Origin of the sequence: Allobaileyella intestinalis (assembly GCF_009695865.1) — a bacterium.
In the GTDB taxonomy this organism is placed as follows: Bacteria; Bacillota; Clostridia; order Peptostreptococcales; family Anaerovoracaceae; genus Allobaileyella; species Allobaileyella intestinalis.
In genome coordinates this window covers 38,676-64,589 of the sequence record NZ_VUNB01000001.1, presented here as the reverse complement: position 1 = coordinate 64,589, position 25,914 = coordinate 38,676, and the positions used below count along the sequence as shown (strand labels likewise).

Sequence of the window (25,914 nt, the reverse complement as noted above, 5' to 3'; positions counted from 1 at the left end):
CCAATCACCTGAGGCAGATTCCACGATAATAATCCAGAAGCTCCTTGATCCTGGGATCATCTTTTTTATCCACGGGGCATACGGCAAACACCGTCCATGGAATAGAATCTTCTATTTCCACGGTGCGCAGATCCTGGGACCAGGGAGTTGATCTGTGAAAATCAACGTCTATTCCTGTCCCTTGTCTCTCTGCAGTGAACTTGTAAATCAGCTGGCCTTCCATTGTTTTTATGCGGATGTCCGGTATGAACCCTGTCTCACTGCATCGTTTTAATATGGCGTGATAGCTGTAGAATCTCTCATTCAGGGTAATTAATTTTCCCCCTTCCAGCTCTCTCATCTCCACAGATTCCCTGTTGTACAGTCTGTGGCCAGGATAAAATACAGCACTGAGAGGACGGCTGAATATCTTCTCTTCATAGATTCTCTCGCTGTTAATTCTGCCGATTACAAATGCAGCGTCCAGATCATTCCGAAGCACCCGTTCCTTGATCTCATCATTGTAATCTTCCGTCCACCGGGTATAATCCAGCAGATGTTTTTCCTCTGCTGCTTCACCTGCATGGCAGAACGGGCCAGCACATTTACCCGCCGTTGTACCGTTAACCCTTTGATTGGAAGAGAAGATGAAGGCCTTGGAGAAATACAGCCTGCACCAGTAAAAAGGAAGGTCCTCGTAGTGGGCGGAGGTCACCTGCTGTGCCCTGACGCAAACGTCCGTTACAGACCTCTTCTCATGAAGAAGCTGGAAGAAACGGGTGTCCACATTCATACTTCTTCCCCTTGCCAGTCCGTAAACGACGACGGTATCCTATGCAAGGATGCAAATGGTGATGAATTTCAGATCGATGGAGATTCCATCATCTGCGCCCTGGGTCTCAAGGCAAAAAAAGACGTTGTAGAAGAGCTCCGTGGTCTTACGCCTCAGTTTGCTTCAATTGGAAACTGCGTAAAGCCTGACACAATAACCTATGCTGTTTATCAGGGCTATCACGCAGCTCTGGATATTCACTAAAGATAGAAATTCTTTCATCAACCGGACAGGCCCTTACTGTCCGGTTTTTGTATGTCCCTGGATTTTCTCATTATTTAATCCCTTCTTTACAATTAATACTGTAATATAAGGAATATAAGAGAGGGATTTGCTTATGAAAACAAAATATACAAAACTTGAAAGGAACTGGGTTCTGTACGATGTGGGAAACTCCGCATTTACCATGATGGTATCCACCCTGATACCTATATATTTCAATTCTCTGGCAGAAGCAGACGGTCTCAGTTCCACAAATTACCTGGCATACTGGGGTTATTCAATCTCCATTTCCACACTAATTGTAATGATAACCGGCCCTGTGCTTGGTACAATTTCCGACAACCGGGGATACAAGAAGCCGATTTTCCTGGCTTCTGTAATCATTGGAGTCGTTTCCTGCCTTTTCCTGGGACTTCCGGGAAACTGGCTTATGTTCCTCGTTCTTTTTGTACTTGCCCGTACTGCATACGACGCAAGCCTTGTGTTTTACGACTCCATGCTCATCGATGTTACCACGGAGGAACGGATGGACCGGGTCAGCTCAAGCGGCTATGCCTGGGGATATATTGGAAGCTGTATTCCATTCATCGCATCTCTGGTTCTGGTTCTGAAGGCCGGTTCCCTTGGCCTCAGCTCAAAGAAAGCTATGATCATAGCCTTTGGAATTACAGGATTGTGGTGGCTCATCACCACAGTTCCTCTTCTTAAGACCTATGAGCAGGTGAATTATCAGGAAAAAGTAGACCATCCTTTTTCTGAAAGTTTCCGGCACCTTGGGAAGACTATCCGACAGGCGAAACATGAGAAGAAAGTCTTTATTTTCCTCCTGGCCTTTTTCTTCTACATTGATGGTGTTTATACCATAATCAGCATGGCCACTGCTTACGGAAAGGCCCTGGGTCTTGATTCTACAGGTCTTCTGCTGGCCCTTCTTGTAACACAGTTCGTTGCCTTCCCCTGTGCAATTTTTTTCGGGATCATGTCCCAGAAGCACAACGTGGAGAAGCTCATTCTCATATGCATAATCTCCTACATGTGCATATCCATATTCGCCTATTTCCTGGCTCATCAATGGCAGTTCTGGGTTCTGGCCGTCTGGGTTGGAATGTTCCAGGGCGGTATTCAGGCTCTGTCCAGATCTTATTTTACAAAAATCGTACCAAAAGACCGCACAGGAGAGTTCTTCGGTCTGTATGATATTTGCGGAAAAGGTGCTGCAATACTGGGAACTACCATCGTAAGCGTGGTTTCACAGCTGACAGGCAGCATTAACAAAGGTGTGGGAATGATATCACTTATGTTCGCAGTTAGCATTTTCCTCTTTATTAAAGCGACAAAGACACCTGGACGGAATTAAAATATAAGACGCAAAAAAAACATGCCTCAGGGGCATGTTCCTGCTTACTATTTTATATTTGGCTATTTGGCAAAGGCTTCCTTTATGTATGTGATGAGCTTCCTCGTTTCAACAGTGACGTTCTTTTTGTTGTAGACCATCTGGAGACCGGTCATGAACACCTCATCCATCTGAACGCTGTGGAACACGGATTCCTCTGTTATTTCGAATCCCGGAACGATGGCGAATCCTTTTGACAAGCTTATTACCAGCTGCTGGTTTGTTACTGAGTCGATGACTTTAATTTCCTCCGGCTCAACACCAAACTTCCGCTTCAGTCCCTCTCTGCAGTAGTCATGATACTTTCTATCATCACTTTTTGTTATCATCGGGAGATTTTTTATTACCTCTTCAACTGTTCCGTATTTCTGAAGTGCGTTGTTTGAGAAAATAAGGCACTCCTTCTCTCCCGGAAGATCTATGACCTTGAAGGGGTTTCCCAGTTCGTTCACATCCGGCTGATTTCTTATTAGCAGAAGCACATCCAGCCGCTCCAGCTCAAGGGCCTGCAGCAACGTCTCCCTGTCAGCGAAGTGGATGTCGAAGACCACTTCAGGATTGACTGTCTGGAACATCTGGAACTCAGGTATGGCGTGGTGTTCGCCTTCAATTCCCGCACGGATCAGCGGTTCTGTTCTCTCATGTATGCCAATCTTCACCTGCTCGTAGAGATATGCAATTCGCTGCATTTCATCGTAGAAATACGCTCCCTGTTTAGTCAGTTCGCAGCCCTTGTTGTTTCTGTAGAAAAGCCGGCAGTTCAGTTCTGATTCCAGGCTGTTGATGTACTTGCTCATTGCCGCCTGGGTAATCTGACATTTTTGTGCAGCCTTGGTGAAGTTGCACAGTTCAGCCGATGCAAAAAAGTATTCGATTTTGTCAATATCCATGTATTTATTCCTTTATTTTTAATAACAGCGTTTATTTTACTCAATTGTGCCCCCCTGCGCAAGTGGCAATAACATTTTGTTATCTTAACAGTCTTATTATTCATTTTTAATTTTTTACATGTCGTGATAACCTTTTGTCGTATCAATTAAATGAACGTGTAGTTTTGGAGAAAAAATATGGAAAACAACAAACCAACAGTTAGTCCCGTAAAAGCTACCATTCTCATGGGTCTGGCTCTTTTCGCAACACAGTTTGGTGCAGGAAATCTTATTTTCCCACCATTCCTGGGAAGAAACACAGGATCCGGATGGCTCATCGGATTCCTTGGATTCTTTATTATGGACGTAGGTCTTGCAGCTGCATCAGTAGCATCAGTTGTTGCAAACAGACAAGGCAACGTTGACGGAGTAGTGAACAAGATTGGTGAAAAGCCTGGAAAAATCATGCTCCTCATCATCATCCTCTGCCTGGGACCTATCGTTTGCATCCCGAGAACGGCCGCTACTACTTACGAAATGGGAATTCACACTCTTATGCCATGGTTCCCTCAGTGGTTATTCAGCGCCCTTTTCTTCGCTGTAACTCTGCTTTTCGTAATCAGACCAACTAAGGTTGTAGATATTATTGGAAATTACCTGACACCAATTCTGCTGGCAGTAATGGTTCTGCTTATAGTAATGGGTATTGTAAATCCTATCAGTGCACCTGTTCCAGTAGAAAACGTAGTTCCTGTCCACGATGGAATCCTCAACGGATATCAGACACTGGACGGACTGGGCGGTGTTCTCATGACAATGATGCTGGTTACAGCTGCAACCAGCTATGGATTCAAGAAGCAGCAGGATGTTACAAAGCTTATTTTCGGAGCTGACATTATTTCTGCCGTTCTTCTTGCTCTGGTTTACGGAGGACTTACATATCTGGGATCCACCGTTTCAGGAGAACCTGAATTTGCAGGTCTTTCCCAGGCTCCACTGCTCATTGCAATTACAAACAAGCTTCTGGGAGCATACGGAGTAGTTGCTCTTACCATAATCGTTCTTATGGCCTGCCTGACCACATCTGTTGGTCTCACATCAGTTGCAGGAGAATATCTTGAGAATGTATCTCATGGCAAAATTAAATACAAGGCCGTAGTTATTGCGATTACAGTATTCAGCTTTGCAATGTCTAATATCGGTCTGGACAAGATCATCAGTGTCGCAGCTCCTATTCTGGCAATAATGTATCCACCGCTGATCGTACTTGTAATCAGTGCGTTCTTCGACAGAAAGATTTCTAAAAACTCAATTGCAGGAACAGCAGCATACTTTGCATTTGCTGCCAGCATCCTGTCAACAGTTGCAGGCTCTACAACAATTGGCCAGCTGTTAGCTGCTCTTCCATTTGCAGAGTACGGACTTGGCTGGGTAGCACCTGCAATTCTCGGAGCTCTCATCGGTGCTGTGCTTCCTTCCAAGAGTGAGGTCAAAGTACAGGCTGAAAATGTAAGGGAGAAGCTGAACGAGGCAGATGAGGCTACAGGTCTGGAATAATACCATCTTTACGGGTGATATATAAACCTGAACAGCAAAAAAGTTCATCAGATCAAATTCAATAAGTGGATTTTAAAAGGAGATGTCGCAAAAGTGCGTCATCTCCTTTGTTTATTAACGTATTATTTGTTTTCCTGTTAATCTTCTACTTGACTCTCTTTACTTGACTCTGCCGGGTTCTACGGGGGAATAGTTGATGATTACAATAGAAAGGATTATCAGACAGATGCCCAGCACTTTTACTCCATTCAAGCCTTCGTGGAAGAGTATCAGCCCGTACAGGGCTGCCGCAACATTCTCCACAGATGAGTAAACAGGTCCAAGGGAAGGATTTTTCAAATACCTGCTGCCGTAGCCATAGGCAAAATAAGGTATGGCCGCCGAAACTATGCCTGAAAGCAGTGCAATTACCACAAGTTTCCAGTCAGGTCCGGCAACAGTTTTTTCCCAGGGCCTGGCCATGAAGAACAATCCTGCCACACCAAATATAAAAGTATAGAAGGTCAAAGCCATGGGATCATCGTACCTGGTGCCGTACGTGCTTGTAATGGACAGAGTTGAATAACAGAAACCAGCCATCACCCCCATGAGTATTCCGTAGCCCATGGCCCCTGATCCGGCAAAATGGAAATGACCTCCTGTGGCTGTCATTGCACAGCCAGCCACAGTTATGGCCATAGCCGCCATCTTTTTTCTGGTTATTTTCTCTTTGTAAATAATTCTCGATATTATTGCTGCAAAAACCGGTGAGGTATACAGGAGAACCACTGAGGATGCCATGCCCAGCCTCTCTATAGCTGTAAAATAGCACCAGGAGAACAGGCTCTGTGTCAGAAGGCCCTGTATCAATGCTATGCCGTACCCCCTCTTTGTCATGACGAAAGACTTTTTTCCCCGCAGCATCATTACAACCATCATGGCGATTGCTGCTGCAGACACGCGAAAGAGCCCTTTCATCATGGAATCCATTCCATAATAGTCAAAATAATGTGAAAATATTCCTGTAGTTCCCCACAGGCTTCCGGCTGCAAGGATACATATTCCGGCAAGATTCCGGTCATTCCTTCCGTCTTTCATAATCTGCTGGTCCTCCCCTTCCCGGATTTCCCTACCGTCCGGATCTTCCCTGTCTCCTTTTGCCTTTTCTTCTTCTTTTTCTTCTCCTGCGAGCTGAGTTTATCTTCCGGATTCGAACCAGGAGACAGATCAAAAGGAGAACAAGCATAATAATCACGAAGGCCAGGTTGGAAATATACAGTTTTGACGGGAACCAGCCTTTTCTCACATCCCTGGCAGCCTTCACTGGTGTGGAAGCTGTCAGCTTGCCGCTGGTGTAAACCTTCAAGGTTCCTACGGTCTGTCCTTTTTTAAGAGGACCTGACACGTTCTTGTTCCTTACAAGCTTGGTTTTTACAGAGGATTTTTTATTGTTTGCAGGATAACTGTATACGGACTTTTCTGCCACCACTGGTACCCTGGTAATGGCGCCGCCGGCAATCCACAGCTTCCCTTCAACCTCTCCCTTTTCAGCGGCTCTGAATCCTGGAACTACCTTGCTGCCGTATTTGAAGAGGGCCTTCATATCATTTGGCCTTTCCTTCTCAGTGTCGTCCAGAAGGATTTCTATCATCTCCAGGTTGTTTTTATCATAATAAACAGCGACAGTACAGTTTTCCTCGTCCCAGAATCCCGTCTTACCCGCAACTACTCCGGATTTCTTGTTGTTATGAAGAGGCAGATGGGTCTTGAATACTTCCTCCTCCCTCTTGTTAGTAGCAGACATGGAATATTTTCTGGTGCCGGAAATCTTCTTGACAACAGAGTTGTCCATTGCCGCCTTGGTGATCTTCAGAAAATCCGAGGCCGTAGTATAGTGGCTGCTGATGTCGTCTGTAAGACCGTTGGGATTTGCGAAGTGAGTGCTGGTACAGCCCATTTCCTTCGCCCTGTCGTTCATCATTTTTACAAAATGTTCCTCTGTTCCGCCACAGGTTTCGGCAAGAGCATATGCAGCATCGTTTCCCGACAGGATCAGCGTGCCGTAGAGCAGCTGTTTTACAGTGACTACCTCCCCTTCCTGCAGGGACATGGTGGAGCCCCCCTGTTCAGCTGCCTTTTTGGAAACTGTAACCTTCTCGTCCATAGGGAGTTTTTCTGCTGCAATCAGGGCTGTCATGAGTTTTGTAATGCTATATGGAAGGAATTTGGTATCTGTATTCTTAGAATATATAACTTTGTCAGTATTTACGCAGTACAGAATCGCTCCCTTTGCGGTAACATCCGGTTCCTGTATATTTTTTCCACCTACGGGAACTACTTCACCAAAGGCAGGAACAGTCAGTTCCGCCAGCATAAGAACGCTTATTAATAAAGGGAGAACCACAGTTCTCCCCGTGATTTTAATATTACTCAGAAACTTGTTGATCATTGCCTACACTTTCAGATTGAAAAAAAATAGTTGGTTATTGTTACTTTGACGGCAGGAACAGGGGAATCATTCCCGGCATGACTTCAATGTCCAGCTTTCCGGTTTTCAGTATCTCTCCGTCAGCCACGAACTCCATATATCCTTTCCTTGGAATCAGTGTGATTTTTTCAGCTCTCCTGTATTTAGCAAGGCTGTCAAAATCCTTTCTGTCCATAAGCTTCCCGTTCTTGTAGTCTGGAAAAAGTCTGAAAAGAGTTCTTCTTCTGACCTGTGGAATCACCAGAACTTCTGCCAGTCCGTCATCAATTTTTGCCTTGGGGCAGCTCTCAACGCCGCCACCGCAGAAACGTCCGTTTGACACTGTAGAAAGCAGAAGTTTTCCTGAGTAGAACGCCTCTCCGTCTGCGATTATATCTACATCTGCACCGTTCATCCCCGCCGTGTTGATTCCCAAAGCAAGAATATAAGACATTGAACCCCGGATAACAGGATATTTCCTCAGTTCACCTGCAAGAATAGCTGTGTTTCCATCCAGGCCCAGATTCATTCCGTTTATGCAGTATCTGTGGCGGTGGACAACCTTTCCCTCAGATTCGTCCATTTCATCCCAGGTCAACCTGAGAAGATCTGTGCTGGTCACATACCCCTTAAGGAGTTTGTCGATGTCAGTAAAATCCCCGGTTCTGTCAAAATATCTGGCAAAGTCGTTTCCGCTGCCTACAGGAACCAGCCCCAGAGCTACGGATTTTCCTCTACCTGCCCCTTCAGAATCTGCCTGACCGGGCTGAATGTTACTTATGCTTTCTGTGTTATCATAGTAGAAATCTGCAATACCGTTGGCCACCTCGTTAAGTGTGCCATCTCCACCACATGCAAAAATAACTGCGGGGGTATTTGTTTCCATACATTCCCTGGTAATGGCTGCAGCAGTATCCAGAGCATCCAGGGCACCGTTGGTAGTATGGAGAATTATGTCTCTGTCATCATGTTTTCTGTAATTCTCCAGCTTATGTCTGAAGTTCTCAGGCCCTTTGCCCTTCCCTGATACCGGGTTGATTATAAAGTGGTACTTTGTTCTGTTGTTACTCATATAAATCTCTTTGGTTCATCGTACTGGACCTGCCCAGAAGCTGGTTGGTCTCCAGTTAATTTCCTGCTTCACCGTCAATCTGGATATACTTCGATGTACCCGCTCATGCTTTTGCCGTGAAGGGGTCTCTTCACATCCAGAAGATCAGCAATGGTCGCTCCTATATCGGCGAAGGTCTTCCTGGTTCCAAGGTCCTCACCGTGAGCATTTCCGTGAGTGTATATCATAAGTGGAATGTATTCTCTCGTGTGATCTGTTCCAGTCCATGTAGGATCATTGCCGTGGTCAGCTGTAATCATGAGAACGTCATCCATATTCATGGCCCTTATGATATCCGGAATTCTCTTGTCAAATTCTTCTATTGCCCGGCCGTATCCTTCCGGATTTCTTCTGTGTCCGAACTTGGCATCAAAGTCCACCAGATTTGTGAATATCAGGCCCTTAAAGTCCTTGTTGATGGCCTCAATGGTCTTGTCAACCCCATCCATGTTGGATACGGTGTGTACGGCAGTAGTAATGCCTTTTCCGTTGAAAATATCTCTGATTTTTCCCACTGCATATACGGTCTGTCCTGCTTCGGCAATATTGTCCAGCACCGTTTTTTCCGGCGGATCTACAGAATAGTCTCTTCTGTCAGGAGTTCTCACTCTCTTGCCATTCACCTTCTCATAAGGCCGGGCAATAACACGGCAGCAGGCAAATTTTCCAGTAAGCATCTTCCTGGCAATTTCGCATATCTGGTACAGCCTCTCCAGAGGTATAACATCTGTATTTGCGGCAATTTGGAACACGCTGTCTGCCGAGGTGTATACGATTGGTTTTCCTGTGGCTTCGTGCTCATCTCCCAGGACCTCTATTATTTCAGTTCCGGAAGCCGGATAATTGCCCAAGGTTTCTGTCCCGATTGCCTCATGAAATGCATCCATGAACTCTTTAGGAAATCCTTCAGGATAGGTTTTGAAAGGCACATCTGTTTCCAGACCTGCAATCTCCCAGTGACCTGTAGTTGTATCCTTTCCCTTGGATGCTTCTGCCAGCCTGCCGAAACAGCCTGCAGGCCGGGCCACGGCGTACACTCCATCTGAGTTTCCGGTAATATTGCCGTAACCCAGGCTTTCCAGGTTGGGAATATTAAGTTTACCGCATTTTTCTGTAATGTGGCTGATGGTGTTGGCCCCTTCGTCTCCATAGGATGAGGCGTCAGGAAGACTGCCTATTCCCAGGCTGTCCATCACTATAAGAATCACTCTCATGTCTTATACCTCCATTATCAACTTCGGAATGCCGCCCAGATAATCAAGAGAAATCAGCTTGTATTCAGTGCCGTTCTGCAGGCCCTTTATTCCCTTGCCGAAGGCTGCCGGTCCGTGAAGATGGCCGTAAACACATATTTTTACCCCATATTCTTCGAGAAGACTGGTAAAATCCGACTGGCGCCGGCCTTCCTCTGCGGGAGGATAGTGCATGGCCGCAATAAGGATATCACCTTTTTTTCTTCCTTCCTTCAGACTGGACTCCAGCCTGAGCAGCTCCCGGTTATATATCTTTCTGTCGTGTTCGTCAAAATCCTCTGCCCACGGCAGTTTCCATCCTCTTGAGCCGCATATCACCACTCCAGAATCTCCTGCAGGAACGCAGCTGTTCTGAATGAAAATCATGTCATCGTAGAGGGTGTTGAGCATAGTAATCTTGCTCCACCACAGATCGTGGTTCCCCTTAAGGAGAATCTTTCTTCCGGGAAGGCTGTGAATAAAGTCCAGGTCCGGCACTGCTTCCTGAAACTTCAATCCCCAGGAAATATCCCCGGGAATTACAACATAGTCCTCCTCACTGATCATGGACCTCCAGGCCTTTTCCAGCCTGTCTTCATAATTCTCCCATCCTTCTCCGAAAATACTCATGGGTTTGTCCACCGATGGCGAGAAGGACAGGTGTGTGTCGGCAATTCCGAATATTTTCATACTTTACTCTCCTTCCCCGGAGGGTATGTCCTGATCCAGAATGCGTCTGGCATCATTCTGGTCAATCTGTGCCACATTCTGAAGCTTTCTTCTTATCTGCCTTGTTCTTACCCCCACAAGGCGATCCAGGTCATCGTTTGCCTGGTTTATCCTCATCTGGGTGCTTTCAAGGACAGACTGGAAGGTGTCAAATTCCGTGCGTACTGCCCCCAGCAGCTTCCATACCTGATCTGATCTCTTCTCAATTGCCAGGGTATTGAAGCCCATTTGCAGGCTGTTAAGCAGGGCTGACATGGTAGTTGGCCCTGCAATTGTTACCCTGTACTTCCTCTGGAGGGTTTCTATCAGACCGGCTCTGACCACTTCTGCATACAGGCCCTCGAAGGGAAGGAACATGATAGCAAAATCTGTTGTGGCAGGGGGCTCCAGGTATTTGGTTTGAATGTCTTTGGCTTCCTTCATTATGGTAGTGGCCAGTTCTCTGGTGCAGCGCTGGATTTCTTCCTTGTCACCGTAGTCATAGGCATCCAGCAGCGCCGCATAAGTATTTCCCGGGAACTTCGCATCTACAGGAAGATATACGGTGCTGTGCCCGTCTCCCGGAAGCTTGATTGCGAACTCTACCCGGTCCCTGCTCCCCGGTCTTGTGGCCACGTTTACATCGTACTGGTCTTTCGTCAGAATTTCTGACAATATGGTTTCCAGCTGAACTTCTCCCAGTATGCCCCGGGTCTTTACGTTTGAGAGAATCTTTTTCAGATCTCCTACTCCCTCTGCAACCTGCTGCATCTCACCCAGGCCCTTGTAAACCTGCTCAAGCCTTTCGTTTACCAGGCTGAATGACTGAGTCAGCTTGGAGTCCAGGGATTTCTGCATTCTCTCGTCAACGGTCTGGCGGATGTTCTCCATCTGCATGTTGTTCTCAGTTCGAAGTCTGCTGAAGTTCTCGTCCAGAGACCTGAGCCTGTCGTCCTGCTGGCGGGCCATTGCACTCTGAGCATCTGAAATCATTCTCCCATAGGTGCTGAAATATGTATCCAGTTTCTCTGAATAGCTATGAATTCTGACCAGTACAAGGGCTGACAATACCAGGGCGGCAACGCTTATTATTCCTATGAGGATTGCTCCCATGCCTGTCATTGTTCATCCCTCCTGAGCCGGTCCATAACCTTGAAAACATCTGAGTTGGAATATCCCAGCCTGGCCAGCTTCCTTCCTATCTTCTGGATTTTTCTGTTCTCCTCTTCCTGGTCTTCCGTGCTGTCTGCCCCTGCCTGTGGCCTGCCGTAATTAAGCTTTTCCATCTCAAGCCTTGCCACCTGAAGGGCTGCAGTAAAAGGGTCTATTCCCTTCTCGTAGCTTACGTCATCTACTGCATTCTCTGCAGTTTCTCTGTCAATGCCCCGCTCTTCCAGCTCTCTGACAATGCGGAGCCGGCCTCTGCCCTTTTCCAGACTTCGCCCGGCAAAAATCTGAGCGTACTCCACATCGTCCAGATACCTGAGCTGTTTCAGCTCCTGGATGGTATCCTTTATCTCTTCCGGATCGTACCCTCTGTCCTTGAGCCTCTCCCTCATTTCTGAAACGGTTCTCATCCTGTGTTTCAGGAAGTTCAATGCCTCTTCCATGGGGCTTTTATTCTTTTTTCCTGATTCAGCTGATCCCCTGTTTCCGGGATTATCTTTTGGTCCTGACACAGGCACCTCCGTTTAATTCCATTACTCTCTGACAAACCTGTCGGCAAACTCCATGGCATATGGCTTCACCTGTTCGAATCTCTTGGTGCAAACAGATGCAAAGATCTTAACCGGCATTTCTATGTCTCTTACCTGCCATATCACACCTTCATGTTCCACTTCGATGTTGCAGTCATACTGGCCGAAAAGCAGTTCCGGAGTGGGACTGAAAACAGTAGAACCAATGGCTTTCACAAAGGCCTCTCTCCTGGTCCAGATATGAAAGAATTCATCATAGCCGAACATCTTCACCCGTTCCAGTTCCTTCTCAGAATAGTACTTTTCTGCTATTGCCATGTAATCCAGGTCCTTGCCCAGCTGGATGTCCAGACCGCAGGGTTCGCTGTCGAAGAGAACGGCCCAGTACTGTCCGCTGTGGGAAACGCTGAAGTGGGCAAACCCCGGTATGGAAGGTTTTCCGTTTTCACTAGTCACAATCTGTTTTACCAGTTCCTCCGCGTCAACGCCCCGGATATCAGAAAGGGCGCAGTAATCTTTGATTGCATTGGCCAGCAATGCCCTGCTGGCAGTTCTTCCTCCCTTGAAATTTCCTGAATGGAACAAATACATGTGAGCCCCTCCTTACTCAAATCAACGACAATTTATATGTATCTTATCTATTATAAACAGATTATTACCCCATGTCAGCAACCCATTACTGTGCACCGTTTAATATACCGGCCCCCTGGGCCACCGGGTCTCCTGAAGCGGAAATATCAGGTTCAATGCCCTTGCCGTTAATCTTTTCTCCAGAAGGTGAAATATACTCTTCGGTGGTTATTTTCAGCACCGATCCGTCTTTCTGTGGATAAATTCCCTGTATAAGCCCCTTTCCGTAAGTTTTCGAGCCGATAATTTTTCCTCCCTTGTTGTCCTTGACGGCGCAGGCTAAAATCTCTGCAGCACTGGCTGTTTCCCCATCTGTAAGGAGCACATAGGAAATCTGTTCATTGCTGCTGTCTGAATTGTATATTTTCTCTTTACCCGAAGGTTTCTTTACAGTTATGATCCTGCAAGCCGGCAGAAGAAGATCCGCACATTTGATTCCCTCTCTGGCTATGCCGCCGGGGTTTCCCCGCAGATCGATAATCACTTTTTTACAGCCCTGATCCTTCAAGTCCTTTATAGCCCTGTCCAGTTCCTCTGATGTGCCCTCTCTGAAAGTCATCATGTGGATGTAGCCTGTCCCACTGCTTTTATCGTAAATCCTGTACTCCAAAGCCTTGTCCTGAACTTCGGCTCTGGCCACCCGGAATTTCAGCTGGCTGCCTCCTCTGTTCACCACCAGGTCTACAGAAGTTCCTGCTTTTCCCCGAAGCCTGGCCGAAGCTTCCTTCACAGAAGAAACCCTGTGGCCATCTACGGTAAGGATCTTATCACCACTTTTCAGCCCTTGTTCCTCTGCTGTTCCACCTTCAATGACCCGGCCTACCTGCGGATGTCCTCCCTCTCCTTCTTCTACGGAGATTCCGATGCCTGTGTATGAGTCAATGTATTTTCTGGAAAAAGAATCGTATTCTTCTTTCGTCATGTACTGGGCGTAGGGATCCGGGGATGAGGAGATAATACTCTCTGCTACAGCTTTGTCCAGCTTTTTTCTGTCAGTTTTATACAGGCCGGACTGATCAATGGTCTTCTGGATCTGGTAGTATTTCCCCCAGTTTTCATCAAGGTCTTTATAGTATTTAAGGGTTTTGCTGCTGACTATTCTTCCTCCACTGTCTGTGGACAGGAAGATTTTTAAACCGCCCAGAGTCAGCAGGCATCCTGCTGCCAGGGCAGTCAGGCAGAAGAACACCAGCATTCTGCGGGTAAGGGTGATTACCGGTGATTTGCTGTTCTTATCCGTACTGGAGCTGCTGGCAGAATTCATTTTCCTGTCATTATCTGGATTATCTCTTCTGATTCTGTCATCCTGAAAAGCCCCTCCGTTCTTATTTTCATCATAGTTGCCCGGATGGCGGAAAGGAATCTCCGGTTCAGACTTTTCCCCGGGTTCAAGGCCCAGCTCTTCTCCGTTCATCTCCTGTCTCAGTTCCTCCAGAAGATCTCCCGACGGATCAAGGCCCATTCCTCCACTTTGTTCAGAAGGTGCCCCCGGATTAAGACCCAGGCTCACTTCTTCCTCATTGTTTATCGTTTCGTTTATCTTTTCACTCATATTATTCTCGCAGTGGTATTTTTCATCGCGACAGTCTTATTCCGTCCACTATCATTTGAACGCTGCTAATATTTCTCCAATTGTTTATCTCCAGCTTTCCGTATACATCAAGAGGCTCTCCAGATTCAGCAAGGCTCAGGGCGTCCTCCGCATTGTGGAAAAGGAGTCCGGTAATGCGGTCTCTTCCGGCTACTACTGAGAAACGGGCGTACTTTCTGCCGTTTTTCAGGAATTTCCAGTCCTCTATGCGCACATTTGAAAATCCGAATACGGGCATCTCGTTGTCCTTGCCGCAGGGCTCAAATAATTTCAAACCTTCTGCAAGATCAAGGTCTGCCTCTTCAATTCCAATGTATTCATCTACAAAGACAGGCTCATCAAAAACATCCGGGTTCTCCCTGCAGACCTGGGCCATGTCTCTTTGAAGGTCTTTTCTCAGCTGAGCAATTTCAGATTCCTCGATGGTAAAACCGCAGGCTGCATTGTGTCCTCCGAAGTGAACGAACCTCTGGTTGTATTTATTAAGCATCTCAAAAAGGTTAACGCCTTCCACAGAACGGCCAGTGCCTTTCCAAAGGCCATCCTCTCCTCCTGGAGTAACAATTACTACAGGCCGGTGCATTTCTTCTTTTATCTTTCCTGCCACGATTCCCAGGATTCCTTCGTGAACTCCTCTTGCCTCAATCAGGAGAAAGTCACCGTCCTCCAGCTGATGCTCTGCCTCAGGCCGGCAGACTTCATAGGCTTTATCCTGAAGGCTTCTTCTCCTGTCATTTAATTCCATAAGTCTTGAACAGTAAACTTCTGCCGAATCTTCATTTTCTGAAAGGAGCATCTTAACGCTTACTGAAGCGTCTCCCAGTCTGCCTGCAGAATTGATTCTTGGAATTATACCGAAGGCCAGGCCGGTGGCAGTTATGGTCTTGTAATCCAATCCTGCCATTTCGATGAGCCTCATTATTCCCAGGCAGCCTCTTCCGCTGTTAATTACGTTCAAGCCGTACTTAACAATAGTCCTGTTTTCATCTGTAAGAGGCATTATGTCTCCGATAGTGCCTATAGCAACTAGTTCCAGAAGGCTGAGCTTCATCCCCGGTGGAAGGGGCCTCTCGGCAGACAGGGCCAGAACCAGCTTGTAGGCTACGCCTACTCCCGCCAGGCCGGTAAATGGGTATCCCGAATCCTTGTCCCTGGGATCCACCACAATTCCGGGAGCTTTCTTCTCTCCCACGTTGTGATGATCTGTTATGACAGTATCCAGGGAAATGCTGTGGGCAAATTCCACCTCTTCTGCTGCAGTTGCACCGCAATCTACAGATATGAGAAGATCTGCACCTTCTTCCTTTATCCTGCTTATAGATTCTTTATGAAGTCCGTATCCTTCATCTAGCCTTGAAGGAATGTAATAGGAGAGATTAGAAGTATATGTGCCTATTGCCCTCATAAGAAGGGCTGTAGAGGTCACTCCGTCTGTATCGTAATCGCCGTATACAACAATTTTCTCCTTATTATCTACTGCTTGAAAAATCCTGCTTACAGCCTCATCCATTCCCTTCATCAGAAAAGGGTCGTATGCCGTCTGAGGCTTTCTGGATATGTACTCGCGAATCTCCTCCGGCCCGGTTATTCCCCGGTTCTTCATTATCTCCAGTATCCTTGCCGGTATGTTCTTAGTATTATTATCAAATATGTTCATTAAAATATCTTTCTAAAAGCTATTCAAAAATACCCGGTTTTCTGCTCCAGGTCCGGTTCCTATTTTACCAAATTATCCCAGAATGACCAGAATCCGAGATCAATGATCTCGGATTCTACATGAAAATATTGATATTCAATAATTCCGGTCTAGTAGTTTACACCCCACAGGAGATACGGATTGATGTAAGTTCCGTATCTGATAAGTGAGAAATGCAGATGAGGTCCCGTGGACCATCCTGTTGATCCTACATAACCTACTACCTGACCTTTGCTTACATACTGGCCGCTGCTTACAGCATATCCGCTGAGGTGACCGTACAATGTGGTGTATCCGTTTCCGATGGAAATCATTACACAGTTTCCATATCCGCCGTTCCAGCTTGCTCTTGTTACGATGCCGTTTCCAACAGCATATACAGGAGTCCCTGATCCTACTCCAATGTCAACTCCGTCGTGATACTTTCTGTATCCGAAGATAGGATGAATTCTCCATCCGAACAGTGATGTGATATTGCTGTACATGCCAATGTTAAGAGGCCACCTGTAACCGGATCCACCTGTGCTTCCCCCGGAAGAAGAACTTCCGCCTCCAGCACTGCTACCTGAGCTTGATGATCCGGAATTGCTTTGCTGCTGTTGCTGCTGGCGCTGAGCTTCCATTTCAGCCAGCTTCTTCTCTGCAGCAATACGCTCTGCTTCCGCCTGAGCAGCAAGCTGATCAGCCTGAGTATTTTTCTCATCTTCCAGCTTTGCATACTGATCTGCCTGGGAAGCTACCGACTTCTTTGTTTCTTCCACCTTGGCCTTGTCGTTTGCCAGCTGCTGCTGTTGTTGCTGCTGCTGTTTCTCAAGAGTCTGAATCTCAGCATAGTCATCTTCAAGAGAAGAAAGGAGGTCCTGGTCATGTTTCAGCACCTTGTGTACCATGGCTATATTAGTAATCAGATCTGATACGTTGTCGGAACTCAGGACAACGTCTATCATTCCAACTGAACCAGTCTTGTACATGGCGCTCAATCTGTTGTTCAAGGAGTTGGTCTGTGAATCAACCTCTGCTTTCTTTGCATCAAGATTCTTCTGGGTCTGTGCCAGATCAGCTGAAGTCTTGTCGATCTGTCCCTGAAGTGAATCAATCTTGTCCTGGGCTTTGTCAACCTGTTCGTATAATTCTTTTGCCTTATTGCCGGCATCTGCAGCTTCCTTCTTTGCCTGGGCTGCTTTCTGGGAAGTGGTGGCGGCCATGGAACCGGCAACAGAACCTGCAACCATTGCAACAACCAGCGCAACAGTGAGAATTATCTGTATACCTTTCTTTTTTCCCATAATCTCCTTCCTTTCTAATAGTAAGTAGTGTATGTCAACAGTCACCGGTTCTAGCAGTGACTGCACCTTCCAGACTTATCTCTGCAGGAATCTTCTGATTGAAATAATACTTCCGAAGGTTCCGATGCCTATTCCCAGTGCTGCAAATATTGCCATCAGGTTCGGGATAAGGTAGGAACTCGGCACAACCGGTACTGAAAAAATCCTCATCAGATCCTGTCCCACCAGACTTGTTATCTGTCCATAGAGCAGATACATCAAGCCAGATGCAATGGCTGCTGAGATGAATCCCAGAATAATTCCCTCCAGGAGGAACGGCCCTCTGACGAACCAGTCCGTTGCTCCCAGGTACTTCATAATACCGATTTCCTTTGATCTGTTGAAAACCGTAAGCTTTATGGTATTGGCAACTATGATAACCGATACCACAATAAGGAATACCATCACAACCACAGATGCGTTTCGGATAAACCTGGTTGCTCTGGCCAGTTTAGCAATAGTATCCTGATAATAGTTTACGTCATCTACTCCTGACAAAGTCTTTGCTGATTTGGCCACCTGGTCTGCAGCCTTCTTGTCTTTAACGTAAACAATAAAAGAGTCAGGCAGAGGATTCTCGTCCAGGTTGTCCAGCAGATATCCGTTGCTACCCCACCGTTCTTTCATGGTTTTGAGGGCATCAGCCTTGCTCTTGTATTCGATATTCTCCACACCCTTGACGTTCTCAAGCTGGCTCTTGATATTGTCGTTGGCCGCCTGATCGTTTCCGTCAGTCAGGTATACGTTTACTACGTTGTAGTCCTGACTTATTACATTTGCGAATAAATCCACGTTTACGAAAGCGACGAAAAATATTCCCAGTATGAGCATCATCGCCGTAATAGCCAGAACGGCAGCCACGTTCACGCCCTTGTTTCTTCCTATCTGGGCAAAGGACTGCCTGAGGGCATAACCGATTTTAGAAAACATACTGATCTACCTCCTCATCACTGAAATAGAGGTTGACCTCATCATCTGTGAATCCGTAGGATCCCTGTTCATCTCTTACGATGTGGCCGTGATCAATAGCTACTACCCTCTTATTCATTTTATCTACAATATCCTTGGCATGAGTGACCATCAGGACTGTGGTTCCTCTTAAATTAATCTTATCCAGTATTTCCATGATTTCCATTGCAGTTACCGGATCAAGGTTTCCCGTAGGCTCGTCTGCAATGAGCACTCTCGGGTTGTTTACTATAGCCCGGGCTATTCCCACTCTCTGCTGTTCACCGGCAGAAAGCTCGCTGGGATATCTGTTGGCCTTGTCTGCAATTCCAACCAGGTCAAGAACGTGAGGAACCTGCTTGCGGATTTCCTTCTTTCTCTTATGCACAACTTCCATTGCAAAAGCTACGTTCTCAAAGACAGTTTTCTTCTCTATAAGGCGGAAGTCCTGGAATACCATTCCTATCTTCTGTCTCAGTTCTGGTATCTCTCTTCTGGAGAATTGTGTTATATCATTTCCGGCAACGTAAATATGACCGCTGTCCTCCTTGATTTCTCTCAGAATAAGTCTGATAAATGTTGTCTTTCCTGCACCGCTGGGTCCCACCAGGAAAACAAAATCTCCCTTGTTGATGTGGACCGAAGCATTAGCCAGACCTACATTAGACCCATAATTCTTGCTGACATCGTCAAATATAATCATCAATACCTCCGGCATCTTATATAAACACAGATGATTATACCCTAAAACGACAAAATAATAAAATATTGTCTACAAGATTTTATTATTAATATTATCGTTTACTTCATCCGCCATATCTTCAGGCCCATATTTCCACTACATATTGTGTATCTGTTATTCCGAAGGCGGCAGATAGTCTATTATCATTCTCATTTCCTTCTTTATCTGTGGTGCTTCAGGCATATAACTATAGACATAATTCCAGAAGTTTCTACTGTGATCAGGGTATGTGATATGGGCCAGTTCATGAAGGACCACATATTCAATGGCATCAACGGGCTGCTGAGCTAATCTGGCGCTGAATCTCAGTGTCCCTGCCGGTGTAACACAGAGTCCCCACCGGGAAGTCATGGATGAAACTGACCACCCGCTGCATCTCACTCCTGTTATACCCTCCCATTTCTCCACAGCCTCTTCCAGTACAATTCTGAGTTCCTTTCTCGAAACCTGATTCATGTACTTATCTGTATCAATGGCAGTCTTATGTGGAGGCACTGAAATGCATATTTCTTTCCTATCCCTGTCTATCTTGCATCCGTATCTGCCTGCCGGCTTTATATCAATAGTATACAATTCTCCAAAAAGCCTGTACTTCTCTCCCGGCGCATATCTCCTTACGGGTTTGCCAGGCTCCATTCCTGTCCGCATCTGGTTCTTCCTTATCCACTGCTCCCTGAATTTGAAAAAATCTATTGCTGTCTTTTCAGGCATTCCGGCAGGAACAGACAGAACCACTGATCCATCTTCCTGAAGTCTTATATACATGTTCTTAATGTTCTTCCTGTAAAAATGCACCTTCAAGCCACTAATCTCAATGGTTTCAGCCTTTATCACAGAGCCTCTGCCTTTACCTCCGGCGCCTGTCCTTCTGCCCATCCTTCTACTTATATCCCTGTGATTTCTGCCTTTGATGCTGCCTGCCAAATAGAACCTCCCCCATAAGCGAATTTCGTTTACCGGGATTCTACACGTTTTCATCCGATTTCTCAAACAGAAGAATCCCCATATCCGGCTTTTTCATATCTTTTTCTATCATCTTTCTATCTCAAGAAAGGGGATGCCACATCTCCGGCATCCCCTCTCGTGTACGTTCAATTGTATTAATCCGTTTCAATAATGCTGATTTCAAGCAGAACTAAACTGACAGAACTTTTGACAGGAAGTCTTGTGTTCTCTGTTGCTGCGGATTTTCGATAACCTGTTCTGGAGTTCCCTCCTCAACTATAACACCATCATCCATAAAAATGACTTTGTCAGCAACCTCTTTTGCGAATCCCATCTCGTGAGTCACAACGATCATGGCAAGTCCTTCCTCTGCCAGGTCCTTCATTACATTCAGAACCTCTCCTACCATCTCAGGATCCAGGGCCGAGGTAGGCTCGTCAAAGAGCATTACTTCAGGATCCATTGCAAGAGCCCTGGCTATGGCTACCCTCTGCTGCTGCCCTCCGGACAGAGACTTTGGATAGGCATTAGCCTTGTCTTCCAGGCCTACTCTCTTGAGAAGCTTCATGGCCTTTGATTCTGCTTCCTCAACTGAAACACCCTTAACGTTTACAGGCGCAATAGTGATATTCTCAAGAACGGTCTTATGGGGAAACAGGTTGAACCCCTGAAAAACCATGCCCATTCTTCTCCGCACTTCATTAATATTCTTCTCGGTAATGAGCTCGCCGTCAATCCGGATTTCCCCGGACGTCGGCTCTTCCAGATGGTTTATGCACCGGAGCATTGTTGACTTTCCGGAGCCTGATGGTCCGATAATGCACAGAACTTCCGATTCATCTACAGTCTGATCTATGCCTTTCAGCACCTGATGATTTCCGAAGCTTTTATGTAAGTTCTTTATTTCTATCATTTATGCTGCCTCCCCGTGTCCCATTTTCTTCTCGACCTTTCCGATTATCTTAGACAGAGGAATAGTCAGAAGCATGTAAACAAGAGCTACGCCGATATAAGCCGGGAAGGTCTCGAAAGTAGCCGCATTCCACAGGGCTCCTTTTCTCATAACCTCCACAACGCCTACAAAGCTCAGCACTGAAGTTTCTTTTATAAGGGTTACGAACTCATTTCCTACAGCAGGCATGATCACCTTTACTGCCTGTGGAATAATGATGAGCCTCATTGCCATGGACTTGTTCATTCCAAGAGATCTGGCCGCTTCCATCTGGCCTTTGTCCACGGCCTGAATTCCGCTGCGGACAATCTCTGCCATGTATGCAGCACTGTTAAGGCCACAGACGATTACAGCCGGTATTACCAGATTGGACCATCTGAACTGGACTCCGTTGCTCTGAAGAAGCTGTGGGATACCATAGGCGAAGATAAAGGCCTGAACTACCATTGGTGTTCCTCTTACAACGTCGATGTATATTTTTGCAATATTATGCAGAACAGGATTGCGGGCAAGTCTGAGCAAAGCCAGAAACAGACCTATAACCCCTCCAATAAGAACTGCCACAAGACTGACTGCTACCGTAACAGGAATACCTTCACAGGCAATCAGAAAACCTTTCCAATATAATGCTACCATGCACCATTCCTTCTTTCACTAACACAGATTTTTTCAAGCTTTGTAATAATAGCATGGTCAACTGCCCCTCTTCAAGAGAATATTGAAATAAATACAATAAACCTAATATTTATTCATAATCAATTTATAAAATCACATAACAAAAAACTCCAGCGAATTAACGCTGGAGTAATCACGGCTAGTCGAAGGCCTGTCTTAGAACTCCACTTTTTTTCCAGAAGTAAAGTCCATAGCCAACTTAGCGTAAATCTGAGCTCCCTTAATCAGTTCAGGCTCGTGAACAGTAAATTTGCTGTTGTGGTTCGGATAGCATGCACCGGATGCCTCGTCTCCAACGCCCAGAAGGAGAACGCAGCCAGGAGCTTTTTCCATAAAGTATGCAAAGTCCTCGCCTCCTGTTGTAGGTGGAATGTTAACGGGAGCTTCCTCATCAATGACTTCCCTTGCTGCAGATCTTGCCAGAGCTGCCATTTCAGGATCGTTTACTACCGGTGGTACCAGCAGAGTATCCTTTACCTCGGCAGTACATCCGTAAGCCTTTGCAGTATCTACAGCAACCTGCTCAACATATTCAGGCAGTTTGTCAAAGACATCATAGCTGAAACATCTTGTGGTTCCTTCCAGTCTTGCATTTCCGGAAATTACATTCCATCTTTCACCGGCATTAAATGTTCCTACTGTTACTACTGCAGGTTCTGCCGGATTAATTTTTCTGGAAACGATGGTCTGCAGGCTGTTTACAATAGCGGCACCGGCAACGATGGCGTCAACAGCAGCATGTGGCTGGGCACCGTGGCCGGAATAACCTTTTACATCAATCTCGAACTTCCGGGCTGCACCCATTCTAGGGCCTGCATCGCAGGTCACCTTTCCTGCCGGCACATCTCCCCAGACGTGAATGGCGAAGCAGCCATCAACTCCGTCCATAGCTCCGTCAGCAACCATGGCCTTTGCACCTGTTGCAACTTCTTCAGAGGATTGCCATGCCAGCTTAACAGTACCACACAGCTCATCTTTCATATCGTTAAGGATATGGGCAGCTGTAAGCATCATCGACATGTGACAGTCATGGCCGCAGGCATGCATAACACCAGGATTCTTTGATGCAAAAGGAAGTCCTGTCTGCTCAGTTACTGTAAGGGCGTCCATGTCACCTCTGATGAGAACTGTTTTGCCCGGTTTAGCTCCTTTAATAGTTGCCAGAGTTGATGTTTCCAGTCCGCAGTGCTCCCACGGAATTCCCATCTTGTCCAGCTCTTCTCTGATCTTTGCAGCAGTCTCAAACTCTTTTTCACTCAATTCCGGATTATGATGGAACCATCTTCTCATCTCTACCTGATAATCAGCATACTTTGCTGCAACTTCTTTCATATCCATGATTACGCCTCCCTAGTATATGAAAAGCCACGGTCTGTTTTGCCATATTTAAGCAACCAGACCATGAAATCAGGCCACATAGTGGCCTGAGCATCTAGTTTTAATCTGTTTTCTGAATCTTCAATCTCCAGAATCACCGTCCATTGCTTAGAGCAGTGTAGCGAAGATTCCTGCCAGGAATACAGATGTAATAGTTACTGTTGTGAATCCACCTACGATCATTGATGGGAAGATCTTGCTCATCAGGTAGTTTCTCTCATCAGGATCGCTGGAAAGTGCGTTACATGTGGATTCGGAGATGATAGCATCTGCCGGGAATCCGTAAAGTGCTGTCAGGCCATTTGCAAATGCCAGGTAGAAAGACATCTTGAAAATCTTTGATACGATGAATGCAAATACAGCCATACCGATAACACCTATAACGATGAGTCCGATCATTGGTCCGATAATAGACTTAAGCATTGCAGGGGTCAGACCCTTAAGTCCGTCAAATACGACCATCATCAGAGCGAACATGCTGATCCAGTAAGAATTTGCTCTGTTCAGAATGTTAGTGTCAAGGAATCCGATAGCACAGAATATTACACCAAATACAAGTGCCCAGATAGCTGCTGAAATAGTAACTGATCCGAATTTTAACTGTCCTGCCAGTGAAGCGAACCATGCAACCAGGCCCACCTTAGCCAGCATGAATACTGGAGTGTTGTACTTATCAGGAACTCTTGGCAGAAGCTTCTTTACCTTGGAATCGTCGTTTACAACGGTCATACCAATCTGCTTATTTGCTTCCTTCATTTCCTCAGTAAGAACGATTTCTCCGCTTCTCAGCTTAGCAAGCTCTTTATTTCCGAACTTATGAAGCATGATTGCTGTAAGAGGATAACCTGCAAATCCCTGTACGCAGTAGATTGTTACGGCAAATGTAGCAGCTACCTTCAGTCCCTTTGCCTGTGCAGCCATCTGCATTGTAGTAGCAGCAATAACTCCGCCTGTCAGAGGAGGAAGACCTGCGATCATCAAAGTCTTGTCCATGAACAGAGGTGCTACAAACCAGCTGACCAGCACCATTCCTGCAAGTCCTGTAAGGCAGACAACAATGGTCTTCCACTGCTCCAAGAGCTGCTTTACGCTGATGATAGTACCAATGTGTACGATCAAAAGCAGCATTGCTATTGTTCCTGCAAACGGAACCAGTCCTGAATCAGTACCGATTGTCTTTGGGAAGAATGTCCAGTATCCAAGTAAGTAAAGTACAGCAGATGCGAATACAGATGGTACCCATGCCTTGGTGATTGTGGATATCCATTCACCTAATACGTAGCAGATAGCCATCAGTACAAATGCTGAAAAAGCATTGTATAAAACCATTTCTCTAGTCCTTTCTGTTTGGTTAGTAATTTTAAAACCAGCAATAACTAATAAATAAAGCAGATCGCCCTACCCCAAAAGGGCGAATATATTACAAAGCCTTTTTCCGGCTCTATAACCATTTGTCATGAACCCGGCTCATCAGCAGCCGCAGTTCTCATCCAGATATTCCAGGGCTGCCGCAACCATAGCCGTCATTCCATATGGGATGACCTTTTCGTTGATGGTGTTGGTTCCGTTGTGCAGAGGTGCAAAATGACCAGCGTTTCCGGCTTTCACCAGCATGAAGGTGCACGGTTTGCCGCTTACATCGGCATATGCGCTGAAGTCCTCGCTGAAGTTCATAGGCTTCTCTACATAAACAGCCTTGTCTTCTCCCAGGGCCTTAGCCACTGCCTTCCGGGCAGTTTCTGTAAGCTCCCTGTCATTTATTACTGGAGCATAGCCCCGGACATAATCCACATCTATCCTGCAGTCCGACATTTCTTCAACACCACGGGCGATTTTACGAACCTGATCTTCAATTACATCCCTGACTTCATTGCTGTAAGTACGGGCAGCTCCGCCGAATTCAACTTTGTCTGGAATAATATTGATAGCACTATCTCCTCTCAGATATGCAATTGGCAGAATCACCGTCTCGTTAGCGTCGGTATATCTTGACTGTATCTGCTGCATCAGCACTATCATCTGGGCAGCTGCCAGAACTGGATCATGAAGGAGATGTGGCTGGGAACTATGACCTCCCAGGCCGTTTACCGTTACCTGAACCAGATCTGCCGATGTAGTCATAGGCCCGCTCTTAAGGAGTACCTCTCCGAAATTGTCCGGATCTTCATCTGGAAAAACATGCATTCCCAGAATAGCATCTACATCGTCCATGATGCCCATAGCCACCAGTTCCTTGGCGCCTCCCGGCTGAGTATCTTCACTGTGCTGGAAGATTACCTTCACCGTACCACAGAAGGAATCCCGCATCTCGCAGAGGAGCTTTGCGTTTCCCAGCATCATGGCCGCGTGGAAGTCGTGGCCGCAGGCGTGCATGACGCCTTGATTCTCACTGGAAAAAGGAAGATTGGTCTGCTCACATACAGGAAGTGCGTCAATATCCGTCCTTATAGCTACTGTCCTGCCATCGCCTTTTCTGCCTTTAATATATGCAACTACAGAAGTTTCTGTAGGCTGTTCCAGGGAATCGACTCCGTATTCCTGGAGTTTTTCTTTTATCACTGCAGCCGTCCTGGTTTCGTGATATCCCAGTTCTGGATGCCTGTGAAAATCTCTTCTGATGTCCCGGATTTCCTCGTAGATTCCGTTAGCTCTTTCAAAAATATTTCTCTCAGTCATCTCAAAGCCCCTTTACCCTCTTTTAATTCTTGTCCCTAAAATTTAATTCACCGCCGGTCCCCTCCGGCGACAATTGTGATATTTCATAATTGTATCTCGGTGACATGTGGTATTATAGCACAGTTTTTATTGTCGTCAAACAATTAGTGCCTTATTTTTTGTATTATTTCATAAACGTATATTGTGTTCATTTTTTTCGTGTACTTTATTTGTTGTCAAATAAAAACAGATGAGCAGCCTTGAATGGCTTTCTCACCTGTTTAACATTACCGAGTCCAAATCAATTCTACCGAATTAATCAATTTTGT

The 25,914-nt window shown here is 46.1% G+C and carries 24 protein-coding genes; 3 read left to right on the top strand and 21 right to left on the bottom strand.

Annotated elements, in window-relative coordinates:
- Window positions 1-4: 4 nt before the first annotated feature.
- Window positions 5-772 (bottom strand): LysR family transcriptional regulator substrate-binding protein, encoded by a 768-nt coding sequence (locus FYJ66_RS00290; protein WP_154571534.1) that lies wholly within the window; start codon window positions 770-772, stop codon window positions 5-7.
- Here FYJ66_RS00290 and FYJ66_RS00285 point away from each other — a divergent pair.
- Together FYJ66_RS00285 and FYJ66_RS00280 are read left to right on the top strand one after the other, a co-directional pair.
- Complete coding sequence (locus FYJ66_RS00285; RefSeq protein ID WP_154571533.1) at window positions 737-1,015, top strand: hypothetical protein; 279 nt, start codon at window positions 737-739, stop codon at window positions 1,013-1,015. The two genes, FYJ66_RS00290 and FYJ66_RS00285, sit on opposite strands and share 36 nt — an antisense overlap.
- A gap of 133 nt (window positions 1,016-1,148) precedes the next feature.
- Window positions 1,149-2,390: an MFS transporter gene (locus FYJ66_RS00280; RefSeq protein WP_154571532.1), complete on the top strand. Its 1,242-nt coding sequence runs from the start codon at window positions 1,149-1,151 to the stop codon at window positions 2,388-2,390.
- A 62-nt stretch (window positions 2,391-2,452) separates the two neighbouring features.
- Here the strand turns inward: FYJ66_RS00280 and FYJ66_RS00275 are convergent, their stop codons facing one another.
- Window positions 2,453-3,319: a LysR family transcriptional regulator gene (locus FYJ66_RS00275; protein ID WP_154571531.1), complete on the bottom strand. Its 867-nt coding sequence runs from the start codon at window positions 3,317-3,319 to the stop codon at window positions 2,453-2,455.
- A gap of 177 nt (window positions 3,320-3,496) precedes the next feature.
- On the opposite strand from FYJ66_RS00275, the gene brnQ reads away from it, so the two are divergent.
- Complete coding sequence (gene brnQ / locus FYJ66_RS00270; RefSeq protein WP_154571530.1) at window positions 3,497-4,855, top strand: branched-chain amino acid transport system II carrier protein; 1,359 nt, start codon at window positions 3,497-3,499, stop codon at window positions 4,853-4,855.
- Window positions 4,856-5,014: 159 nt separating this feature from the next.
- Here the strand turns inward: brnQ and FYJ66_RS00265 are convergent, their stop codons facing one another.
- The 19 genes from FYJ66_RS00265 to FYJ66_RS00175 all read right to left on the bottom strand — a co-directional run bounded on the left by FYJ66_RS00265 (window position 5,015) and on the right by FYJ66_RS00175 (window position 25,606).
- The gene (locus FYJ66_RS00265; protein WP_154571529.1) at window positions 5,015-5,932 is read right to left on the bottom strand and encodes a DMT family transporter; all 918 of its coding nucleotides are present in this window, start codon (window positions 5,930-5,932) and stop codon (window positions 5,015-5,017) included.
- A 31-nt stretch (window positions 5,933-5,963) separates the two neighbouring features.
- On the bottom strand, window positions 5,964-7,283 hold the full coding sequence (locus tag FYJ66_RS00260; RefSeq protein WP_154571528.1) for a D-alanyl-D-alanine carboxypeptidase family protein: 1,320 nt from the start codon (window positions 7,281-7,283) through the stop codon (window positions 5,964-5,966).
- 40 nt (window positions 7,284-7,323) lie between these two features.
- Complete coding sequence (locus tag FYJ66_RS00255) at window positions 7,324-8,373, bottom strand: diacylglycerol/lipid kinase family protein (RefSeq protein WP_154571527.1); 1,050 nt, start codon at window positions 8,371-8,373, stop codon at window positions 7,324-7,326.
- A gap of 74 nt (window positions 8,374-8,447) precedes the next feature.
- On the bottom strand, window positions 8,448-9,626 hold the full coding sequence (locus tag FYJ66_RS00250) for a phosphopentomutase (RefSeq protein WP_154571526.1): 1,179 nt from the start codon (window positions 9,624-9,626) through the stop codon (window positions 8,448-8,450).
- 3 nt (window positions 9,627-9,629) lie between these two features.
- Window positions 9,630-10,334, bottom strand: a complete 705-nt coding sequence (locus FYJ66_RS00245; RefSeq protein ID WP_154571525.1) for a metallophosphoesterase — start codon at window positions 10,332-10,334, stop codon at window positions 9,630-9,632.
- Between the two features lie 3 nt (window positions 10,335-10,337).
- Window positions 10,338-11,474 carry a DNA recombination protein RmuC gene (locus FYJ66_RS00240; protein WP_154571524.1) on the bottom strand — a complete coding sequence of 379 codons (1,137 nt, stop codon included), beginning with the start codon at window positions 11,472-11,474 and terminating at the stop codon, window positions 10,338-10,340.
- Window positions 11,471-12,031 carry a RecX family transcriptional regulator gene (locus FYJ66_RS00235; protein WP_154571523.1) on the bottom strand — a complete coding sequence of 187 codons (561 nt, stop codon included), beginning with the start codon at window positions 12,029-12,031 and terminating at the stop codon, window positions 11,471-11,473. Before FYJ66_RS00235 ends, FYJ66_RS00240 begins: the two co-directional genes overlap by 4 nt.
- Before the next feature lie 21 nt (window positions 12,032-12,052).
- Entirely contained in the window at window positions 12,053-12,640 is a 588-nt protein-coding gene (locus FYJ66_RS00230; RefSeq protein ID WP_154571522.1) for a 4'-phosphopantetheinyl transferase family protein, read from the bottom strand.
- Between the two features lie 85 nt (window positions 12,641-12,725).
- Window positions 12,726-14,231 carry a S41 family peptidase gene (locus tag FYJ66_RS00225; RefSeq protein WP_154571521.1) on the bottom strand — a complete coding sequence of 502 codons (1,506 nt, stop codon included), beginning with the start codon at window positions 14,229-14,231 and terminating at the stop codon, window positions 12,726-12,728.
- A gap of 22 nt (window positions 14,232-14,253) precedes the next feature.
- Window positions 14,254-15,927 carry a single-stranded-DNA-specific exonuclease RecJ gene (gene recJ / locus FYJ66_RS00220; RefSeq protein ID WP_154571520.1) on the bottom strand — a complete coding sequence of 558 codons (1,674 nt, stop codon included), beginning with the start codon at window positions 15,925-15,927 and terminating at the stop codon, window positions 14,254-14,256.
- Between the two features lie 149 nt (window positions 15,928-16,076).
- Window positions 16,077-17,252 (bottom strand): murein hydrolase activator EnvC family protein, encoded by a 1,176-nt coding sequence (locus FYJ66_RS00215; protein WP_154571519.1) that lies wholly within the window; start codon window positions 17,250-17,252, stop codon window positions 16,077-16,079.
- 75 nt (window positions 17,253-17,327) lie between these two features.
- Window positions 17,328-18,221, bottom strand: a complete 894-nt coding sequence (ftsX, locus tag FYJ66_RS00210; RefSeq protein ID WP_154571518.1) for a permease-like cell division protein FtsX — start codon at window positions 18,219-18,221, stop codon at window positions 17,328-17,330.
- Window positions 18,211-18,942, bottom strand: a complete 732-nt coding sequence (ftsE, locus tag FYJ66_RS00205) for a cell division ATP-binding protein FtsE (RefSeq protein ID WP_154571517.1) — start codon at window positions 18,940-18,942, stop codon at window positions 18,211-18,213. The genes ftsX and ftsE overlap by 11 nt, the downstream gene beginning before the upstream one ends.
- Before the next feature lie 153 nt (window positions 18,943-19,095).
- Complete coding sequence (locus FYJ66_RS00200) at window positions 19,096-19,905, bottom strand: M48 family metallopeptidase (protein WP_206156928.1); 810 nt, start codon at window positions 19,903-19,905, stop codon at window positions 19,096-19,098.
- A 211-nt stretch (window positions 19,906-20,116) separates the two neighbouring features.
- On the bottom strand, window positions 20,117-20,839 hold the full coding sequence (locus tag FYJ66_RS00195; RefSeq protein WP_154571515.1) for an amino acid ABC transporter ATP-binding protein: 723 nt from the start codon (window positions 20,837-20,839) through the stop codon (window positions 20,117-20,119).
- Window positions 20,840-21,514 (bottom strand): amino acid ABC transporter permease, encoded by a 675-nt coding sequence (locus FYJ66_RS00190; RefSeq protein ID WP_154571514.1) that lies wholly within the window; start codon window positions 21,512-21,514, stop codon window positions 20,840-20,842.
- 195 nt (window positions 21,515-21,709) lie between these two features.
- Window positions 21,710-22,891, bottom strand: a complete 1,182-nt coding sequence (locus FYJ66_RS00185) for a M20 metallopeptidase family protein (protein WP_154571513.1) — start codon at window positions 22,889-22,891, stop codon at window positions 21,710-21,712.
- A gap of 147 nt (window positions 22,892-23,038) precedes the next feature.
- The gene (locus FYJ66_RS00180) at window positions 23,039-24,259 is read right to left on the bottom strand and encodes a hypothetical protein (RefSeq protein WP_154571512.1); all 1,221 of its coding nucleotides are present in this window, start codon (window positions 24,257-24,259) and stop codon (window positions 23,039-23,041) included.
- Window positions 24,260-24,400: 141 nt separating this feature from the next.
- The gene (locus FYJ66_RS00175; protein ID WP_154571511.1) at window positions 24,401-25,606 is read right to left on the bottom strand and encodes a M20 metallopeptidase family protein; all 1,206 of its coding nucleotides are present in this window, start codon (window positions 25,604-25,606) and stop codon (window positions 24,401-24,403) included.
- Window positions 25,607-25,914: the final 308 nt, after the last annotated feature.

Coding starts and splice junctions, on each gene's coding strand:
- FYJ66_RS00285 (WP_154571533.1), top strand. CDS start 737: ATGAAGAAGCTGGAAGAAACGGGTGTCCACATTCATACTTCTTCCCCT.
- FYJ66_RS00290 (WP_154571534.1), bottom strand. CDS start 772: ATGAATGTGGACACCCGTTTCTTCCAGCTTCTTCATGAGAAGAGGTCT.
- FYJ66_RS00280 (WP_154571532.1), top strand. CDS start 1,149: ATGAAAACAAAATATACAAAACTTGAAAGGAACTGGGTTCTGTACGAT.
- FYJ66_RS00275 (WP_154571531.1), bottom strand. CDS start 3,319: ATGGATATTGACAAAATCGAATACTTTTTTGCATCGGCTGAACTGTGC.
- brnQ (WP_154571530.1), top strand. CDS start 3,497: ATGGAAAACAACAAACCAACAGTTAGTCCCGTAAAAGCTACCATTCTC.
- FYJ66_RS00265 (WP_154571529.1), bottom strand. CDS start 5,932: ATGAAAGACGGAAGGAATGACCGGAATCTTGCCGGAATATGTATCCTT.
- FYJ66_RS00260 (WP_154571528.1), bottom strand. CDS start 7,283: ATGATCAACAAGTTTCTGAGTAATATTAAAATCACGGGGAGAACTGTG.
- FYJ66_RS00255 (WP_154571527.1), bottom strand. CDS start 8,373: ATGAGTAACAACAGAACAAAGTACCACTTTATAATCAACCCGGTATCA.
- FYJ66_RS00250 (WP_154571526.1), bottom strand. CDS start 9,626: ATGAGAGTGATTCTTATAGTGATGGACAGCCTGGGAATAGGCAGTCTT.
- FYJ66_RS00245 (WP_154571525.1), bottom strand. CDS start 10,334: ATGAAAATATTCGGAATTGCCGACACACACCTGTCCTTCTCGCCATCG.
- FYJ66_RS00240 (WP_154571524.1), bottom strand. CDS start 11,474: ATGACAGGCATGGGAGCAATCCTCATAGGAATAATAAGCGTTGCCGCC.
- FYJ66_RS00230 (WP_154571522.1), bottom strand. CDS start 12,640: ATGTATTTGTTCCATTCAGGAAATTTCAAGGGAGGAAGAACTGCCAGC.
- FYJ66_RS00225 (WP_154571521.1), bottom strand. CDS start 14,231: ATGAGTGAAAAGATAAACGAAACGATAAACAATGAGGAAGAAGTGAGC.
- recJ (WP_154571520.1), bottom strand. CDS start 15,927: ATGAACATATTTGATAATAATACTAAGAACATACCGGCAAGGATACTG.
- FYJ66_RS00215 (WP_154571519.1), bottom strand. CDS start 17,252: ATGGGAAAAAAGAAAGGTATACAGATAATTCTCACTGTTGCGCTGGTT.
- ftsX (WP_154571518.1), bottom strand. CDS start 18,221: ATGTTTTCTAAAATCGGTTATGCCCTCAGGCAGTCCTTTGCCCAGATA.
- ftsE (WP_154571517.1), bottom strand. CDS start 18,942: ATGATTATATTTGACGATGTCAGCAAGAATTATGGGTCTAATGTAGGT.
- FYJ66_RS00195 (WP_154571515.1), bottom strand. CDS start 20,839: ATGATAGAAATAAAGAACTTACATAAAAGCTTCGGAAATCATCAGGTG.
- FYJ66_RS00190 (WP_154571514.1), bottom strand. CDS start 21,514: ATGGTAGCATTATATTGGAAAGGTTTTCTGATTGCCTGTGAAGGTATT.
- FYJ66_RS00185 (WP_154571513.1), bottom strand. CDS start 22,891: ATGGATATGAAAGAAGTTGCAGCAAAGTATGCTGATTATCAGGTAGAG.
- FYJ66_RS00180 (WP_154571512.1), bottom strand. CDS start 24,259: ATGGTTTTATACAATGCTTTTTCAGCATTTGTACTGATGGCTATCTGC.
- FYJ66_RS00175 (WP_154571511.1), bottom strand. CDS start 25,606: ATGACTGAGAGAAATATTTTTGAAAGAGCTAACGGAATCTACGAGGAA.